Below are 3172 nucleotides of genomic sequence, written 5' to 3' on the forward strand. Positions count from 1 at the left end.
GAGAATTTTACTTTCTCTGTTAAAAAATAGCGAACAGATTGAGTGTTAACTTTCGTTGCTCCGATCGCCATTGACTATCCAATACCTACTATCCTCTAAGTTCCTAAACATTTGCAAGTAAATGTGGCAGAGACTTCCAAAGCAGTCTAGAGTAAGAAGTAGTGTAGGTGGAGACCATCGATCGGAGGTTGTGAATGAGTCAGCAGAATCCTTATGAGCAGCTAGGGGTAGCACAAGATGCCACCTTTGAAGAGATTCAAGCCGCTAAACAACGTGTTATCGCCCAAGTAGGTAGCGATCGACAGCTACAAGATAATGTAGAGGCAGCTTATGATGCGATTTTGATGGAAAGACTCAAGCTTCGTCAGCAAGGCAAAATTAAAGTTCCTGACGGGATTAGATTTCCAGAAAAGTTACCCAACGTCGTCCCTAAGTTTACTTCCCTATCGGGGCCTAATTCGCCTAGTTGGGTGAGGGACACATTCGAGCGTCCTGACAGATCTCAGATCCTCACAACTTCTGGAGTTTATGCAGCATTATTGGCGGCGATCTTAGTACCGACGATCGCTAGTTCGGCATTACCGACAATAATTGCTTTTGGCATCGGGTTTTGTTTGTATTTTGTCAATCAAAAACAACGTCGATTTAAACGGGCGGTATTAGGTAGTTTGACAGCGGCGATTGTCGGTACGGCGATTGCCGCTGTAATGGTAAATTATTTACATATGCCGACCGAACAACTCATTGGCATTCATGGTGAGGTTTTTGCTGGCGTATTGGTGCTTGTCATGTTGTGGGCTGTCAGCAGTTTTACCAAGTAATCGATCTTCACTATTTTCTAACCCCCGTTGCCAGGTTTGGGAATGGGGGCTAGTAATTTTAGCCACCCTAACACAATGAGCATAGATTTAAGACTGACATTCTAGCTCAGCACACAAACTAGCAATAGCATTAACAATAATTTCTGGTTCGTCGATCCAGACAAAATGACTGCTACGATCGGCAGATACTTGGCGAGTATTGCTAGATAACTTGAGTAAATCGAGATGAATGCGATCGCGAACTCGATCGGCAGTAGCCAATGATAAGAATTTAATCCCTAATAATGGTCGCAAGAAAGTGTGCGATTTGATGCTAACTATCGGTAAATCTCCTAAATTAGCAGCTTTTAATTGCCTACCACTAGTATCCAACCCCCACATTTCTCGTCCCATCGTCAGCCAATGCCGAGCAGAATAAAAAGACTTTTTGACGTATTGCCGATCGAGCTTGGGAAACTTATTGAGTTCGGGTTTGATTAACTCAAATACACCCAATTCTCCTAGTATTCTAACCATACCTAGTAACGCACCGATCGCGACAAACCCAAAACTCAGCGTAAAAAATAGCTTGAGCAATCCTACATTCCAAGGTAGAGAAAGCATCGAATGCTCGTGTAAGCCATCAGTCAAAACTAAACCCCTCACCTCATCGGGGAATCGATCGGCATACAAGCGTAGATTATAACTCCCAAAAGAATCGCCCACCAAAATATACGGTGGTGGAACTTTGGCAATGGTTAATAACTCGTGTAACTCATTGACAATTTGTTGACTGGTGCGGGGTGAAGAGGAACCCTGACTCCAGCCATATCCAGCACGATCGTAGATACAGACCCGAGTTAATTTCGCAAGTTCATCGATTAATAAATAGCCCTCAACTCCACCCAAACTAGCATCGATAATAACTGTAAGTTCACCATTCCCTCGAATATCTAAGTGGCGCACATTACCATCGGGAGTAGTAACTAACTTTCCTGGTGGTAATAGAGATTTGCGTTCGCGATAACTAGCCCATTGATGATAAATTGTCGTCACGGTGAGGAAGATAATCTCGATCGCTTGCAGGGATGATAAGCTATTAGACATATTATTGACAGCCAGAAATCGATCGTTAATCTCCATTTGAGGTTAACTTACCCAAACCCTAACACCTAAACCCCAAACTTCAATTTAATTTATGTGGCAGTGGCAAACTCGATCGGGACTACCGTATTTAACTTGCGATCTACTCGCTGACTGGCAACATGGCTTCTTTACTCGCCAGTCTTCGCCGCGAGAACCCCAAGATCTCACCCCGATTTTAGCTGCTAATGCCAGTACTCACCGTCTCAAGCAGATCCACGGCAAGATCGTATTGAATCCCTCCGAAATTGCTCATGCGACTGAAGTAGAAGTCGAGACAGGTAATGCGCTCGGCGATGGAGTGTTGACAGATCGAGCCGCGCAAGCTGTCTGGGTAGCTAGTGCCGATTGCAATCCGATCTCGATCGCCAATCGGCATACAGGTAATGTGGCAGCGGTACATGCTGGCTGGCGGGGTACCTCGCTCGGAATCGTGAAAGTGGCAGTAGAGCGGTTATTAGCTCAGGGTGGCAGTTTAGCAGATATTATTGTGGCGATCGGCCCCGCGATCGACGGTAAAGTTTACCAAGTCACTACACAGACGGGATTGGAAGTATGCGCCTCGATTTGCCAGGGTCAAGGCTCCGCAAACGCGCTTACATCGCTCTCAGGTGCTCCAGATGCCGATATTGCTAGTTTGCTCGCAATGCCCAATTCACCCCTATTACCAGACGAGCAAGCGGGGAGAGTGCGGCTAGATGTGCGGCGGGTAAATCAGTTGCAACTTGAAGGTTTGGGAGTAGATCCAGCACAGATTTCGATCGCACCACACTGCACTTTCCAAGAACCAGAACATTTCTTTTCTTATCGGCGGGAAAAGCTCAAAAAGATTCAGTGGTCGGGAATTGTCAGCATTTGAGTACGATCTGTAGTTCGATCGAAGGAGTTGGTAGATAGAAGTAAGTAGTAGCGAATTCGAGGTAGGGTCTTTTGTTATGAGTCGGTTTGTAGATTTGGGAGACTCGATCGCCAGAAAACATTGTGTAATTTAGTATTCATAATTTACTATTGAATAGTCTGGTAGTTGTTCGGGAACGATTTTTATGTGTGACTTAAAAATACATACAAACAATAGGAAGTAGCGTCGATGGAAAATGACAACCAAAAGACGTTAGCCAAGGTACTTCAACCCGATCGATTGGCAGAATTAGAGGCGACAGGGCTGTTAGATAGCTCTGTGGAAGAGACATTCGATCGATTTACGCGACTTGCCAGCACCATCCTCAAGA

At 45.1% G+C, this 3172-nt stretch carries 3 protein-coding genes; 2 read left to right on the forward strand and 1 reads right to left on the reverse strand.

Annotated elements, in window-relative coordinates; all coding sequences use genetic code 11:
- Positions 1-194: 194 nt before the first annotated feature.
- Positions 195-821 (forward strand): CPP1-like family protein, encoded by a 627-nt coding sequence (locus RMO35_RS22270; protein ID WP_309744424.1) that lies wholly within the window; start codon positions 195-197, stop codon positions 819-821.
- A gap of 87 nt (positions 822-908) precedes the next feature.
- Here the strand turns inward: RMO35_RS22270 and RMO35_RS22275 are convergent, their stop codons facing one another.
- A complete protein-coding gene (locus tag RMO35_RS22275) occupies positions 909-1907 on the reverse strand; it encodes an alpha/beta fold hydrolase (RefSeq protein ID WP_396135712.1) in 999 nt (332 codons plus the stop codon).
- 91 nt (positions 1908-1998) lie between these two features.
- On the opposite strand from RMO35_RS22275, the gene pgeF reads away from it, so the two are divergent.
- On the forward strand, positions 1999-2802 hold the full coding sequence (gene pgeF / locus RMO35_RS22280) for a peptidoglycan editing factor PgeF (protein ID WP_309744428.1): 804 nt from the start codon (positions 1999-2001) through the stop codon (positions 2800-2802).
- Positions 2803-3172 lie beyond the last annotated feature (370 nt).

The sequence above is a fragment of the Chamaesiphon sp. OTE_20_metabat_361 genome, assembly GCF_031364565.1.

Bases quoted from the DNA above. Each gene is read 5' to 3' on its own strand.
- RMO35_RS22270 (WP_309744424.1), top strand. From the start codon at position 195: ATGAGTCAGCAGAATCCTTATGAGCAGCTAGGGGTAGCACAAGATGCC.
- RMO35_RS22275 (WP_396135712.1), bottom strand. From the start codon at position 1,907: ATGTCTAATAGCTTATCATCCCTGCAAGCGATCGAGATTATCTTCCTC.
- pgeF (WP_309744428.1), top strand. From the start codon at position 1,999: ATGTGGCAGTGGCAAACTCGATCGGGACTACCGTATTTAACTTGCGAT.